At 45.4% G+C, this 13,728-nt stretch carries 14 protein-coding genes; 7 read left to right on the top strand and 7 right to left on the bottom strand.

Features of this window, described 5'->3' with window-relative positions; genetic code table 11:
• Window positions 1–440: 440 nt before the first annotated feature.
• A complete protein-coding gene (locus PPG34_RS13505; protein ID WP_313833937.1) occupies window positions 441–830 on the top strand; it encodes a hypothetical protein in 390 nt (129 codons plus the stop codon).
• Between the two features lie 142 nt (window positions 831–972).
• Here PPG34_RS13505 and PPG34_RS13500 read toward each other — a convergent pair whose 3' ends face one another.
• Window positions 973–3,978 (bottom strand): DUF2309 domain-containing protein, encoded by a 3,006-nt coding sequence (locus PPG34_RS13500; protein WP_313833936.1) that lies wholly within the window; start codon window positions 3,976–3,978, stop codon window positions 973–975.
• 644 nt (window positions 3,979–4,622) lie between these two features.
• On the opposite strand from PPG34_RS13500, the gene PPG34_RS13495 reads away from it, so the two are divergent.
• The gene (locus PPG34_RS13495) at window positions 4,623–4,775 is read left to right on the top strand and encodes a hypothetical protein (RefSeq protein WP_313833935.1); all 153 of its coding nucleotides are present in this window, start codon (window positions 4,623–4,625) and stop codon (window positions 4,773–4,775) included.
• 61 nt (window positions 4,776–4,836) lie between these two features.
• Here the strand turns inward: PPG34_RS13495 and PPG34_RS13490 are convergent, their stop codons facing one another.
• The 6 genes from PPG34_RS13490 to PPG34_RS13465 form a co-directional block, all read right to left on the bottom strand.
• On the bottom strand, window positions 4,837–6,468 hold the full coding sequence (locus PPG34_RS13490; protein WP_313833934.1) for a SulP family inorganic anion transporter: 1,632 nt from the start codon (window positions 6,466–6,468) through the stop codon (window positions 4,837–4,839).
• Window positions 6,469–7,262: 794 nt separating this feature from the next.
• Window positions 7,263–7,670, bottom strand: coding sequence for an Hsp20/alpha crystallin family protein (locus PPG34_RS13485; RefSeq protein WP_313833933.1), 408 nt, complete (start codon window positions 7,668–7,670; stop codon window positions 7,263–7,265).
• Window positions 7,671–7,723: 53 nt separating this feature from the next.
• A complete protein-coding gene (locus tag PPG34_RS13480) occupies window positions 7,724–8,137 on the bottom strand; it encodes an Hsp20/alpha crystallin family protein (RefSeq protein ID WP_313833932.1) in 414 nt (137 codons plus the stop codon).
• A gap of 358 nt (window positions 8,138–8,495) precedes the next feature.
• The gene (locus PPG34_RS13475; RefSeq protein ID WP_313833931.1) at window positions 8,496–8,915 is read right to left on the bottom strand and encodes an Hsp20/alpha crystallin family protein; all 420 of its coding nucleotides are present in this window, start codon (window positions 8,913–8,915) and stop codon (window positions 8,496–8,498) included.
• Window positions 8,916–9,091: 176 nt separating this feature from the next.
• The gene (locus PPG34_RS13470; protein ID WP_313833930.1) at window positions 9,092–10,621 is read right to left on the bottom strand and encodes a DegQ family serine endoprotease; all 1,530 of its coding nucleotides are present in this window, start codon (window positions 10,619–10,621) and stop codon (window positions 9,092–9,094) included.
• 131 nt (window positions 10,622–10,752) lie between these two features.
• Complete coding sequence (locus PPG34_RS13465) at window positions 10,753–11,289, bottom strand: Hsp20/alpha crystallin family protein (protein WP_313833929.1); 537 nt, start codon at window positions 11,287–11,289, stop codon at window positions 10,753–10,755.
• A gap of 595 nt (window positions 11,290–11,884) precedes the next feature.
• Between PPG34_RS13465 and PPG34_RS13460 the strand changes: the two genes are divergently transcribed.
• The 5 genes from PPG34_RS13460 (at window position 11,885) to PPG34_RS13440 (ending at window position 13,712) form a co-directional block, all read left to right on the top strand.
• Complete coding sequence (locus PPG34_RS13460; RefSeq protein WP_313833928.1) at window positions 11,885–12,292, top strand: hypothetical protein; 408 nt, start codon at window positions 11,885–11,887, stop codon at window positions 12,290–12,292.
• Between the two features lie 112 nt (window positions 12,293–12,404).
• Entirely contained in the window at window positions 12,405–12,581 is a 177-nt protein-coding gene (locus tag PPG34_RS13455; RefSeq protein ID WP_313833927.1) for a hypothetical protein, read from the top strand.
• A 55-nt stretch (window positions 12,582–12,636) separates the two neighbouring features.
• A complete protein-coding gene (locus tag PPG34_RS13450; RefSeq protein ID WP_313833926.1) occupies window positions 12,637–12,804 on the top strand; it encodes a hypothetical protein in 168 nt (55 codons plus the stop codon).
• Window positions 12,805–12,901: 97 nt separating this feature from the next.
• Window positions 12,902–13,189 carry a hypothetical protein gene (locus PPG34_RS13445; RefSeq protein ID WP_313833925.1) on the top strand — a complete coding sequence of 96 codons (288 nt, stop codon included), beginning with the start codon at window positions 12,902–12,904 and terminating at the stop codon, window positions 13,187–13,189.
• Between the two features lie 184 nt (window positions 13,190–13,373).
• A complete protein-coding gene (locus PPG34_RS13440; RefSeq protein ID WP_313833924.1) occupies window positions 13,374–13,712 on the top strand; it encodes a thioredoxin family protein in 339 nt (112 codons plus the stop codon).
• The last annotated feature ends 16 nt before the right edge of the window (window positions 13,713–13,728 follow it).

Below are 13,728 nucleotides of genomic sequence, written 5' to 3'. Positions count from 1 at the left end.
GAGTTCATATTTAATAGTGGAATGGACTACAATCCAAGGAGCCAATTATTCTAATAAACGTCAGTAAGATGGATTTCGACATGATTGCCACTTACGAAAGAGGGTGCCCATGAAAAACCCTGAGACAAGACACACAAACCGAAGAACTTACCGTCTTAATTCCCGGCTCTAGTTTCAAGTCACTGAATGCGATGATCCTGTTGATATTTCTTACCTTGTGAATGTGTGGTTGTAACAGCCCTAATCCCCCACGCTTACAGGCGCATTTTGATAGTGAGATACATTCCTCTGAAGTTATTCAAGCCAAACTATCCACTCATCACCCATCCAGTTTGCACGCCGGTATGGTGATAGCGCTTAATGGCGATCCTACCCAGGGAACGACAGTTCTCTCAGAAGATAATCGGCAGCAATTTGTCACAAGGATAAAGGCAAAAATTATGGGACTCCTTCCCGTGTCCCTACAGAAAATTGTTCGCTGGGAGATTTTTCCATCGGCAGGAAAGTTGGATCATCTAAATGAAATGGCAGAAAAATCCCAACTTGAAGTAATTCTTGTCGTCCTGCCCTCAACCAATAAAATGACATCCCCGGCACAATATGACCTCACTTCGGAAGTGAGCAGAGTTTTTGGACAAGAGACTGTCAGTCATGCCTCCGTGGAGATCGGGATCCTGGCCCCCAAGTCTGGTAAATGGCTTGTACAAGCCATGGGTACTTCGTCTGCCACTCTGAGGGAGCTGGATGTGCCTATGGATTCAAATCGGTTTCCCCGAATTACAGGATCTCTCATGGGCAACAATTTCGTCTTGAGGAAGATCAGGCATTAGAAACTCTCAGGGTGGTGGGACTAAATGAGGCTTTGGACCAAGCGGTGATGTATTTACGCCAGGCATGGCCCAAGCCAAATACATCCACGACAAAAAAGGCCTCTTAACCCAAGTTTTAGTAGATATGGTTGTTAATGAAGGATCAATTAGAAACCACTACTTTAAGAAACTCCCATGAGGCATCAGGATTATATCGATGAAATTCACTGGTATGAGGATCGAGGGCTATAAGGTTGAGCCATTGATTATGGAACAGTTGTTGAAGGATCTGATGCTTTTGAATGGTCGACGAGATCACGCTTGGATGGTGTTCAATGATGGCGAGGAGTCGCATTGGCTCATGGTAGTGAATATCGCCGTTGTTGACTGTTTGCAACGGGAATCCCATTTGTAAATCACTTTGGCTACCTAACATGACTCCCACTCCACCCACGACATTGTGGATGACCTTACTTCCACTACCATAGGCCCACGGATCCACCCCCGAAAAGTAATATCCGGTATTAATCCATTCACCAACGATCAAAGGGGCAGTCATGATTTTTTCGAGAATTGCCCCTTCAGGATCAGCAAGGGGATCGTAAGAATGCAAAAAGACCCGACCACCTAAGTCCAACCCTTTCGTAAGCTTCCTTCTCCCAATGAGAAAAGCCGCATTGCCTGCTAATCCCCATTCCGGTCGCGGGTTGGCCCAATCGCCACTTCGCCCGGCCACATGCGCAAAGGCCTTTTCTGGAGAAATTTTGGTCGGAGCGCTGGGAATACGTTGGCATCGTTCAAGAGCCTGATGAGCGCCTGCGGATTCTAGATCTTGATGCAAGGCCGCGATATCGGCTTGGTGACTTTGAGGGAGTTCCTCTAGGTCGTAAAACGTCACTCGATCCGTTGTCGTATTATGTTTTCCTGGAAGGAACCACGTATCATCGGGAATAGGTAATCCCTTCTCTTTGAGAATGTGCCGAACTTCGGGGTCATTCGCCATAGAGGCAAATACTCGCGCATTGGCATCCCCTGGATTTCCCCCACAGGCACCGCAATCCAAGGCGCCAAAGTACGGGTTGTTATCGGTCTCACTTCCATGACCACAGAGGACGACTAATCGGCCAAAATTCTTGGTAAGCCCCATGGCCCGCAATCCATTTTCGATGAAGGTGGCTCGTTCGTCTGTCGAGAACCCTCGTGCGCGCCCTGAAGGGATCTCCTGTAGCGACACTTCTTCCTCTTGACAATCACTACTGGCTTTTGAAGAAGCCACCTCGATCAGTGTTGATACGGGAAATGTAAACCATCGATGGATCTTGGCTTTGACTGCGCGATAGGGCTTGAGCAGTAAAGTTTTCCCCACAAGGCCGAGGCTAAAGAATAACCCAAATACATCAATTACCATCAATGACCCAAGAGGATTTTGTTTCAGATCACGAAACACATGATCGCCTAATTGCCGCCATCGAGTCCCGGTGAGATATTGTTGAAGCGACTGCTCCTCTCCCGACCTCGGAAGTTCTTTCACGGCATGGTTGGGAGATAATAACACCGGACACAAGTCGGACCATCCCTCATGATCAAACCCTTGGTGGCTAATCGGAATGCCGAAAAACCCGGCGAACCCAAACGTTTCATACGGTCCTTGGGCTTCGATATGCCGACGAAAGGATTCCGATCGCACGTCAATACAAAACACGAGTTGGGCCTTGGGCCGAATGTCTAATGGAGAAACTATGCCCTGGTGTGCGAAGAGTTTTTGGAGTAGGTCTTTCCGGAAACCCCCCTCATACGCCTCCAGCCACACGGGGCCATGTTGATCTGGCGGAAAAGCATCGAGCCAATTGAGGAGTTTCTGCCCCTCCAACAAGGATAAACCTTGCACGTCGATCGGGGACCATTCCATGCACTGGGCGAGATGAAACAATCGCCAGGCATCGCGACAAATTGCCTGTTTGGTGGGATCACTCGAATACAATCCTTTTCCCATTCGAATAGCATAGTCATCTCGTCGAGCGTTCCAGTACCCACTCACGGCGGGAAGGATTCCGTCAATGCCCCATTCTTGCTGACAGACAACCTGAGTACACTCCACTTCATAAAATAACCGCATAGCTAAATACTGTATTGGATCTATGGGATACTTTTTCTGGGCAGGATATTCTGGATGTTCACCTAGCCAACGAATATACCGAGTCCACCCCGGCAATTGAGAGAGCAGTCGAGAAATATATGCTTGCCATTGAGTTGGGTGAATGCCCAAACGCTGTAAACCCCACACGATCGCTTCTTCTGGGTCAAGGGGAAGAGCCTGAACTTTTTTCGTAAAACCTTGGATTCCCAAAAACCGGCCCGTGTGATCCCGAGAAGCCAATTCTCTCCATGCAGAATAGAATCCAGATTCTCGCAAGCCCATTTCCCAACCAGCCAACCCTTCATCAAGAAACCCGGCAATCCATTTGATCATTTGTTGGTTAATCTGTTCGACTAACCCGACTCCGGCTAATTTCCCCACCCAATCACTGAGGGTTTGTTGGGCTGGCAGAGCCATATGAATCTCTTCAGGAAAATCACTGGACTTTGAGAAAGACAATTCCCCAGGAGCGGCAGAAGAAAAACCAAGCACCGCAAGGATACTTTTCCAAAGGTTGATCAGATAGGCCTTTTCAGGAAAGTCGCGACAATGTTCACATTCCTCGATAGTTCGAGCAATGATTCGCTTCCTCGAATCAGTTGGAAGGTCTTGGCGGAAACGCTTTGTTGACCCATCCTCACTGAGTTCCCATGGTAAGAGCACAGGTTCTAATGCTACAAACTCAAAGATCAAGTGGGAGAGCCAAACATCAGAGACCGTCACTTGACGACTCCCAACCTTAATAATGCCCTGGTCTTCCGATTCCGGTCTGACTCGAGCTAACGCCTGCTGAAGATCCTGGAACCTAATCCGTCCCTTGTGAAAAAACTGTCGATACTCCTCGTTCGGCAGATATCCCCTTCCGGCTAGAAATTGTTGACCCTGACGAACGGCCTCATCAAACGGAAGATATTCCAAACCGTGTATAGGATTTTGGGCGATCATCGTTCTCATGGGCCAAAAGGGTGCAATCAATTCGCTCGCTTTGGTAATGGCCACCCGAAGGTGATCACGTTCATCATGAGAAATCATGGGTTTTATTGGTTCCCTTATCATGAATTGCGTCGCTGCAACTTAGAATTCATAAAAAAAAAGCCAACCGCTACTGTTCCACCCATAAAAAAATGGAACACGGTTGGCTTGAACTGCCACTGACCCATTTTTTATAAGTCAGCAACCACACAGCCTTTATTTTCAATTAGGTTCGAGCTCAAGACTTCTGCCTTACTGCAGATTCTCACCCCACGAAAGGAGCAGCCACCTATCATGGATCGCTTTAAAATCAATCGGTTATACCACTTATAGCAAGGAAATTAGGAAGGCTCAAGAAATATTTATTGAATCAGAATGGAGGCAAACTTCTCAGTGGAGAGCAAAGAGGCGGAAAAGACGAAGCAAACGCCTAGGAAGAGCGCTGCAGAAACAAGAAAATTAGAAAATTTTTGAGAGGAGCGTCTTAAAGGGACTATTTGAAAATTCTGGCTTTTTTGATTCCTCACCCTCTTGGGTCACACTACTTTTTTTGGTAACGGTCTCTGATGATTTGGTGGGTTTGGGGAAATTCCGATGCATGTTGTTGTATAAGATATCAAATTCTGACATTTCCATTCCTCCTTGTGAAAATTCGCCGACAATTTATTTAAAGCAATTGAAATGCCAAATTGGACGATTTTTCTATGCCTCAAAAAGGCCAAGAAAAACAAAGAATTGAAAAATTAATGAAAGAAATTCTTATGGATTCAGTAAGAATTGAGCAAAACCGCACAAATATCGATGAGCGTATTCGCTCAAATCTATGTGGATATCGCTTTTGGAGAAGATCAACGTAGACAGAAAAAATTAGAATAAAAGTGGATGAATCCCATCAGGAGGCATGGAAAGGCTATGATATCATTCTCTTGTTTTCCGCTTCACATGAGCAGCTACAATCGAGTCAGCCATGGCTTCATGCTCGGCTAACCCTCGAACAAAGAGTTCACAATTTTTTTCCTCGAATTCCATAATCCATTCATAGAGCTTGGACATGACCGTGTGATCGACCAATCGGGTATCGGAAAAATTTAAGGTGACATTTTTCCCTTCTTGAAGATAGCGATGGAGATATTTACGTAAAGGAATCCAGGTACTGAAAACCGCGGCTCCCCGAATGACGATGGTAGCTGAATGTTCATCTTCCCGAGTGACCTCCGCATTCAATTTGAAAAAGGAATGAATAGGTGTTCCATTGTAAAGATGGATTATCACTTTTACGCCAATGCCAATTCCGATGCCTACCAGAAGATCGGTCGCAAGTACACCTATCACCGTCGACATAAAAATAATGAATTGGTCTTTACCTAAATAATACATATGAACAAACTCTTTGGGAGAAGCCAACCGGAATCCGGTAAAGACCAGCAATGCCCCTAAGGCTGCCAAGGGTATCTGATTAATCAACCCAGGAATCAAGGCCACAAACACCAATAAAAACAGCCCATGAAAAAAATTGGCAAATCGTGTCTGTGCCCCATTGTCGATATTCGCCTTACTTCTGACGATTTCCGAAATCATAGGCAACCCGCCAATAAACGCTGCCACTGTATTCCCAAGACCCACGGCGAGTAGGTCCCGATCCATATCTGTCTTCCGTCCCCAAGGATCGATCCCATCAATCGCCTTCGCACTCAATAACGATTCCAGGCTTCCAATGATCGCAAACATCATCACATACTTAATCCCGATCACCGTCGTTAACCCGGAAAAATCAGGGAAGGTGATGGCCGTAAACATGTTCAAGGGAACATCCACAAAAAATTTTTCGCCCAAGCTATAGGTATGGTCTAGAAAGGTGTACGTTCCCTCTTTCCCAATTTCCAAAAACAGACCTAGGGGAACCGCGACGATCAACACAATCATGGGGGCCGGAATGACTTTCAACCGGGGATTGCGGATGACCGCATATCCAAACATGATAAGAAGGCTCAAGATCCCAATCAATCCGATTTTCGGATTCATGCTCAAAACAAAGGTAGGTATATTGGCAAGTAATTCTAGCGGTTTTCCGTCGGGATGAAGTCCGAGCATGATGGGAAACTGCTTGGCAATGATGATAACCCCTATCGCAGCCAACAAACCATGAATCGCTGTAGTCGGGAAAAACTCACCGAGGATCCCTGACCGAAATACCCCAAGCAAAATTTGAAGAATTCCCGCAGCCACCCCAACACCAAGCGCCAACCGATAGGCTTGATAATCCGCAGCAGGATCTTTCCCACCGGTAAAACCAAATTCCGTGACGCAACCGAGGGCAATCACAATGAGTCCTGCCGCAGGACCTTTAATGGTGAGTTCAGAATTACTAAAGAACGTGGCCAACAGACCGCCAATGATGGCCGTAAAAATTCCGGAAATCGCCGGATACCCGCAAGCCAATGAAATCCCTAAACATAATGGCAGGGCGATGAGAAACACGAGAAAGCCTGATAAGAGATCAGACCTGAGATTGGCTCGAAACCCTGCAAAATTTCCTTTAGGAATTTCCATATTGAATATCAGTTACTTGAGAACCAATTTTACTGGTGAATCCTAAATAGGATTCTCACATTTTAATTTTAAGGACGCACGGTTTTCCCAAAAAAAAGCCAGCCGGCATTCAGAGTTTATTTCCTGAATGTTCAACTGGTTAATACCGTTGCTGGTCACTTAGGTTTCCCAACCAGCCACGCCATAGAATACCCTGACATGAACTTTTCCCCCTGTTTTTTCGCCTTAGGGAAAAAAGACATGGAAGGTTCGGGCTCGATCATCGCTGCCCTCTATATATCAATGTTGAACCTTTCCCACAACAATTTCATTCTACACTCAAAAGTGGGGAAGGAAGGCAAAAAAAGGCCACCTTCAGGGAATCGGTCAAATCTAGGAATGTGGGAAATTTACCGTGGATTAGGAACTCGTTGGGAAAGCCCGCTGGGATGTCTCCCCCTACCGGCACTAAAGACATTGGCCGTTTCTCGCCCTCCACCAAAAGGTAGTCTCGATCCAAAGTATTTAACGATACGGCCAATCCTCCTGTTGGGAAGGTCGTAAATTAGCCTGGTTCCAATCCAAGTTTGCCAACACAGCAGCTGGAAAAATCTAGAAGGTGATTGGGATAAGATTTCTAGGACCTGATAGGATTCAATTAGTTCCTCTGATTTAAGACGTATCAGGCTTTCATTTTCTGACTCAACAGGACTTTAAGATCAATGATGGAAAAATCGGCCTACCTGAATGGATTAACCACTTTAGAATCCACCATGCCTTACCGTCGTCAAACTTTAAAGACTTGAGGTTGAATCTTATCCTTCTTTAACTTGAATTTTCTTGGGTTGAGCAGGGCCCACTTTTGGAAGTATCAACCGCAACACCCCATTAGAAAGCTTCGCTTCAATCTTTTCCTGATTAATCACCTCGGACAGGGTAAATTGCCGAAAATATTTTCCTATTTCAAATTCTTGTAAAATAAGAGTTTCCTCATTTGGCATGGAGACAGAAGGGCTCCCTGTGACAGTCAAAACATCATCTCGCAAATCAATGGTTAAATTTTCTTTTGGGACTCCAGGCATATCCGCGACAAGCGTCAGGACCTGATCGTCTTCAAAAATATCCACGGAAGGGGAAAAAACGGGTCCTGTGGTGGTTGGTTCCGACGGAGTCTTGATGGCCTGCTTCTCACGGGCCTGGATTTCTTGAGTATCTAAAGTCACGGCGGTTCCCTCCTTTTATGGTTCCAAGATATTAGTTTTCTTCAAACACCCACTCATCCACTAATAGATACTTTTCTAGGTTTCGCACCCTCGGCTTTGGGAAGCACGAGCATTAAAATTCCATGTCGATATTGAGCTTGCACTTTCTCAGTATCCAAATCAGTAGGAAGATTGAATTGCCGCCGAAATTTTCCTGTCGGCCTTTCCCTCCGATGGAAGCGCGCATTGGAAGTTTCTGCCTCGAATTTCCGCTCTCCCGCGACCGTCAAACTTCGTCCCGTCACAGAGACGTCCAAGTTTTCTAGTTTAACTCCAGGTATTTCAGATCGGACATAAAAATTCTCTCCATCTTGGGAAACATTCATGAGCGGATAGACTCCTGCCGTTTGATTGGCATGCGATCCTGCAGAAGAATTTTCGAGCACACGATGTAAGTCACGCAACAGGCGATCCACTTGCATTGGCATTCCCCTTTCTTGGTTCAAGGGCCATTCTTGAATATTTTGAATTATCATAATTGCTTCGCCACAATCTTTGGGTTTGGGTTCTTCGCCATTCTTCCACACAAGAAATATGTCATTACGGTGAGATAATCTTTAATCGGAGATTGTCAAGATTGGTATAAAAAAATTTCAATCAAATGTTATTGAAAAAGGGGGGAAACTTAAATGCGAAATTAGAACATCTATCCGGAACCGCTCCCACAAACACTCACCGAGCTTGGAGAAAAATATGCCGGACGGCTAAAGCCCTATAAGAAACGAAGGATACCAGAAGGGAAGAGGGAGGCACTTGGAAGTGCCTCCCTGACACTGTGGTGCAGGATTATTGAATGGCGATTCGGCGGGGCTTCGCGTCTGCTCTCTTGGGGAATGCGATCGTCAACACTCCGTCGGCAAAAGAAGCATTCGCCTGATCCCATTCCAAATTGGTGGGCAACCGAAAAGATCGGGAAAATGACCCAGACTGTATCTCCCGTACATGGTAAGATTTTTCCTCTTTATTTTCTTCCGCCACCTGTTCTTGTTTCTTGCCTTCTACCGTCACAAAGCCGTTTTCAGCTTCAATCGTGACTTCATTGGATTTCCAACCCGGCAGGGCAAGCTCGACGCCAAAATGATCCATGTCTTCCCAGACATTGCAAGCTGGCGCATATTCTCTTGCCTGGGCACCTAATGACCGCACCGCATCGCTAAAAAGCCGATCAACTTGCGTTTCAAAGGGGGTTAAAATTCGTGTCGTCATAATTTGACCTCCTTTATGATTTATACAAGGATTTTTAATGTTGCATGAGGCTTTCCATTTCCCTGCGCCTCATGTCCGCCTACCATGAGAGATAAGTTTCACTGAAAAAAAGTCAAGATTGGGAAGCCTAAAATTTTATTTTTATTGAAAAAATCAATCCCATCAAGGCCCCAAACTTATCTCTTCCCTATGGTCAAGAAGATGGTCGCATTCCCTCTTTTCAAAAGCACCAGGACCGACTCGTCGCCCTTTAACTGTTTTACCATTTGATTGAAATCTTCCACATCTTCAATTATTTTTCGATTGATCTCCAAAATAATATCGTCCTTTCGGATGCCAGCGTAGGCCGCTCGGCTATCTCGAGCCACCCTAATCACACGTACACCCTCTTCCCGAGAAAATGGTCCAGTCCCCACAGATTCCACTGACAATCCAGATAACGCATGATCTTCGCCCATGGTTTCTACTGATTCAAGATTCGCTAAATCCTTAGGCAACTCTCCAATTTTCACGATCAAGGTCTTTTCCTCGCCATCACGGAAAACAACAATTTTCACCTTTGTATTTGGAGCGGTCTCAGCGACAAACGTTCGCAATTTATTTGAGTTTTCAACAATTCTTCCATCATATTTTCGAATAATATCTCCGCGTTGAAACTTCGCCTCATTGGCAGGACCATCTTCAACAACATCGGCCACCAATGCCCCTTTTGTATCTGGGGCCTCAAACTGTTCCACCAGTTCCGGCGTGAGGTCTTGAATCGACACACCCAGCCATCCACGCACGACTTTCCCATGGTCTTTCAAACTTTGTGTCACGCTTTTGGCCATGTTGCTGGGGATGGCAAACCCAATTCCCATGTACCCACCACTTCGACTAAATATGGCGGTATTGATTCCGACAAGGTCGCCCTGCAAATTCACCAAAGCTCCCCCTGAATTTCCTGGGTTGATGGCGGCATCGGTTTGAATAAAATCTTCGTAATCTACGATCCCAACATTGGCCCGTCCCACCGCACTAATAATTCCCATCGTGACCGTCTGGCTCAAACCAAACGGGTTGCCCACAGCCACAACCATTTCGCCTACTTCAAGTTTGCTGGAATCGCCCCAAGAGAGAAAAGGCAAATCGTCCACATCAATTTTTAAAATGGCGAGATCGGTTTTGGGGTCAGTGCCAATCAATTTCGCTTCGAACTTTCGTTTATCACCCAAAAGCACTTGAATTTCATCACCAGATTCGACCACGTGGTTGTTCGTTACGATGTAACCATCAGGACTCACAATCACACCCGATCCCATACCCTGCTGTTGTCGTTTGGGCACCTGGGGTTGTTCTTGTTTAAACCTTTCCCCAAAAAACCGACGAAAGAGGGGATCATCAAAAAACGGTGAGGGAAATTGCTGAAAACCTTGTGGCTTCGTTCCAATGATAGAGATATTGACAACAGCCGGCTTCACTTTTTTCGAAATCGAAATCAGATGCTTGTTGAAACTGAGAATGCTATCGCTTGTAGAGGAAAAAGAGAAACTGGCTGGCTTAACCAAAGGCGCTGGACCAGCTTGCACTTCTGATGCCTGCGTTGCTTCAGCTGGGGGGAATAAAATCGGACTCATACCCAGACCTAGACTGACACCAATCGCGCCGACAATTCCAATAATAGAGAACTTTTTTATGATTTGTGCGACAGACGATTGAATTCGCATTGACCTTTCCTCACTCAACTTGAATGTGGTTTTTCCCAAAGTTCAACACCTTGAATGAATTTCCATCTGCTCCTGAAAAATGTGTCTCCATAGGTTAGGGTTCCACTCCACTCTCTTCTCACCTCGGCTCCTTATTCATTGATGACAATCTTCCTTCCTCCGGATTTAGCCTGACTCGTCTTCCCCACGGTAATCGTCAACACTCCCTGTTTGAACTGAGCTTTCACCTCCTGCTCATTGGCATTGTCGGGTAAGGAAATGACTCGTTGAAACGCTCCATACGAACGTTCGACTCGATGGTATTGGCTTTCATGAGTTTCCTGCTCATGCCGCTTTTCTCCACGAACAGTGAGCGTGCCATCAGCAATCGTCAGTTCCATATCCTTCTCTTGAACCCCTGGAACTTCCACGGTGATCGTATAGTGCTTGCTCCCTTCGGATATGTCTACGTTAGGCCGCATCACACCCTGCCAGGATTCCTTCAAGCCTCCTGAAAAGGGAGAAAGGGGAAACCCACGAAAAAAACTATCGAAAAGCTGATTCATCTCATGATGTAACCGATCAATAGGATAATCCCTCCCTTCCTTTGTGATATGAACTGGAACGGGTTTCGTTTCTTCCTCTTTTTTAAACCAATTCCACGGTGTCAACATTTGTTTCAGTTCCATAATGGCTCCTCCTCTTCCAAGGCAACATTGTGTTCGTTGTTTCTATTTCACTCGCCTCAATTTCCATGACGGGGTAAGGCCGAGGTTTATTCAAAAAGCCTAAACACCCATGCCATGAAGATCGAGATAAGGATAATCAACCCAACGATCACTCCCACGATTAACAACTCTCCCACAGTCCTTCACTCCTTCTCATTCAAATTTCTATATATTCATTTTTTCTCCCCGTAGCGCGCCTAAGGGATATCCCTGTGAAAATAGACAACCTGCCATCAACTGAATTACCCGATTTTTGCAACATACTTAATACTTAAGTAAATTTTCTGATCACAAATTTAGGAAGCCATGGAGGAGCATATCGAAATTCCTCCTCTCTTTTTGAGCTAATCCCTATCGTGTAAAAGTCAAGCCGCATTTTTCCACACATCTTTTTTGTGGTTTCTTGTGGGCACCAACATTAGAAAATTTTAATAAAAATGGGTCTTGACGAAAAAAAAAGAATGCTTAAAAAAATTTGCATGAATCGCAGGTCACCCAAATTCAATGGCGACCTCATTCATGCTCAGGATGTATGAAATTGGAAAGGAGGTTAATCATGAAAAGAGTTACTGTATTCTTGGCTGTTGGCATTCTTGGGCTGGGCCTATTGTTGGCAGGATGCACATCGAGCGGGATTGCTCCTCATGGGACCTTCGGAAATACCGAAACGCAATACCCTGCCGACTTTCACATGGCAGCTCTACAGCAACACCAATCAACAGCTGAAATGTTGGAGGAAAAAATCAAGAAATTGGAGAATCGGATTAAAGACTATGACCAGAAACCCTATCGAGACCCCAAAGGGTATCGACGCGACGGATGGGCAAGGCTCATTGAAACCTGGAAGCAAGAAGTAAAAGGCCTCCGAGAAAAAATAGTCTGGCACAACAGTGAGCTTGCTCGGCTACAAGCATCGACGTTCGGCCATGGTTTAACTGGCGAAAAGAAGGTTGGAAATTCCTAACGAGTGGACAAACCAAGCCGGACCTCTATTTAGATGGGCCAGGCTTTAGGATCCTGGATATTAGAAAATTTAACCCATGGTACATCACCATTTAATCTAAGGAGGTGTCACTATGAACATAATGGATATTTTCAAGACCAATTGGCTGGATTTCTTAACATGGACGTTGGCTGGCTGCATGGGCATTGCCTTTGTGACCTACCTGATCGAACAGATAGTGCCCCCGCGTATGATTGAAAAACCTAAAGAGGTCCTAAACTTCTTTAGCCAACTTCGCAAAGCCTCGTAAAATAGGAGAGCAAAGGCCACGTTCTAAATTTTGCAAGGAAAGGAGGTGAATGACTATGGGAAATCTGATGGAAGCCTTCTTGGCGATCATGGGATTAGCTTCCGGGTTTTTTGCCTTAGCCATACTGTTGGATCAGCCTGGTCCAATGGCCGCAGGCCATGAAACGATTTCACCGGAACGATCTCATGCCATTCACGCTCTCAAGGAAAAAATGGCAGCATAATACGACCTTGCGGAGTGGTGGCCCCTTAAGCAAGGGTAAATTATGTGATGATTTTTCTTCCTGTTTCTGAACATCAAACGGAAAGGAGATTCAAATCATGAAAAACACTCTTTTGGCAATCGCAATAGTTGCAAGTCTGGTTTTTGGTAACACCTTGGCTTTGGCTGATAACACCGCAAACAACAGTGGTGCAAAACCTGCAACGATGACCACAAAGGAATCTAAGAAAGGCATTAATGAAGCCCTCGTGGTTGAGAATGGAAAAGACTCCTATGTCCTTCATCAACCCAAAAATCACCCTAAGCAATACTTCTTGCCTAGCTCAGGAGGAAAAATTGCGGGAGGTGAAAGTGGTGAGGGTCAAGCCAGTCATACAAGGAGCTAAGAACACACCATTTACAATATTCACATTATTCACCAAACCAGAAACAGGAAGGAGTTCAGGGGAGGAGGTCAAAAACCTTCTCCCTTTTTTTTAATTAATTTCCATCTCTTTGCCTAACTCTGGTACCTTCTCATCAATCATCGGCCTAGGATTAGGGCAAATCGCGCCTCAGAATGTTCAGCACATGATACCCGAGATTTCTGACAAAGAGTTTGACAATAAAATCGGACAATTCGGGATTCCGATCCTTATCGAATTTTGGAAACCCGGGTGTTCACACTGCCAGTCATTGCTGAAAGAGTTAGAAGGCCTACAAGAGGAAACACGAAACCGGTTGGCGATTTTCAAAATGAATGTTGAGGAAAATCACCTTATCCCTGGAGACCTGGAAATTCACTCACTCCCGGCCTTGGCACTTTTTGTAAAAGGAGAATTTCAACGGTTTATTGGAGGAATAGGCAGAAAGGCGGAAATACGAGCGCAGCTCTCCCTATGGTTAGATCCGAACGAACCGGAAGGTTAACAGGAGGTATTGAATA

Origin of the sequence: Candidatus Nitronereus thalassa, from assembly GCF_032191465.1 — a bacterium.
GTDB classification, from domain to species: Bacteria; Nitrospirota; Nitrospiria; order Nitrospirales; family UBA8639; genus Nitronereus; species Nitronereus thalassa.
Note: the sequence above shows the minus strand (reverse complement) of the source record. Positions and strands in the feature narration are given on the sequence as shown.